This window comes from Aeromonas sp. QDB56, from assembly GCF_027705505.1.
Classification (GTDB): Bacteria; Pseudomonadota; Gammaproteobacteria; order Enterobacterales; family Aeromonadaceae; genus Aeromonas; species Aeromonas caviae.
This window is the reverse complement of sequence record NZ_JAPDBZ010000305.1, coordinates 1-923: the sequence shown is the minus strand read 5'-3', so window position 1 is coordinate 923 and position 923 is coordinate 1. Positions and strand designations below refer to the sequence as shown.

2 protein-coding genes are annotated in these 923 nt (G+C 51.7%); one reads left to right on the top strand and one right to left on the bottom strand.

Annotated elements, in window-relative coordinates; translation table 11 throughout:
- Positions 1–247, bottom strand: a 247-nt coding sequence (locus tag OKB81_RS20570) for a hypothetical protein (protein WP_270805451.1), incomplete at its 3' end; no start/stop codon positions are given.
- 242 nt (positions 248–489) lie between these two features.
- On the opposite strand from OKB81_RS20570, the gene OKB81_RS20565 reads away from it, so the two are divergent.
- Positions 490–849: a transposase gene (locus tag OKB81_RS20565; protein WP_270698520.1), complete on the top strand. Its 360-nt coding sequence runs from the start codon at positions 490–492 to the stop codon at positions 847–849.
- The last annotated feature ends 74 nt before the right edge of the window (positions 850–923 follow it).

Below are 923 nucleotides of genomic sequence, written 5' to 3'. Positions count from 1 at the left end.
TGTGTTTGGCGACAACCAGTTTACCAGCACCCTGTCTGTCAACTTCCACTTTCCCAGGATCCCGCGAAGAACCAAAATTAATCCCAGTGCTTCCGCCACGGGAAAACAGGTGTAACGGGATCGCGCCTTGATCGAGCTGAGTCCCTGAGCCGGTCGCCAACGAGACAGCGTTAATCGAACCATTGGTTGCGGTCTTTAGCGTGGTCCCGTCGATCATCAGCACGATATGCGCGACGGCAGGCAGCAAGGATGCCCCACCGTAGAAAATGTTGGGGGTAGACGGTGTGCCCAAGAACGTCGAGATCTCGCCCTGCTGCCCCGGAGACTGGGCCGATGAAATAGGGAAGGTGCGAATAAGTCATATGGCACGAGAGCATTTACTGGTAACCCATTGATATTAAATGACTAAAATTTCATTTTTTGTTCTTGGGATACTTGTTCGCACTTTCCTTAATAGATATGGCAATAATGCTACACACTGAGCGCTAAATGCAAATTCTGAAAGCCTACAAATTCCGACTCGAACCGACCGAACAACAAGCGCAACGCCTGCGCCAGTTGGGCGGTTGTGCTCGTTATGTCTGGAATCACGGGCTGGCAGAAACCAAACGCATTCTGGATGCTGGCGAAAAACTGCCTTCTGCCTTTGAGCTGAACAGGATGCTCACCAGTTGGAAGAAAGACCCAGAAATGGCCTTTCTGGCCGAGGCATATACCGACAACCTCCAGCAGAAGCTCAAGGATTTGCATGGCGCGTGGATGCGCTGCTTTGATAAGAAACTCGCCGCCAAGGCACCCGTATTCAAGAAAAAAAGGTTCTTCGCGGGATCTTGGGGAAGTGGAAGCTGACAGACAGGGTGCTGGTAAACTGGCTGTCTCCAAACACACCACCACCATCACCCTGCTGTCGCCGTGCATCATAT

Coding starts and splice junctions, on each gene's coding strand:
- OKB81_RS20565 (WP_270698520.1), top strand. CDS start 490: ATGCAAATTCTGAAAGCCTACAAATTCCGACTCGAACCGACCGAACAA.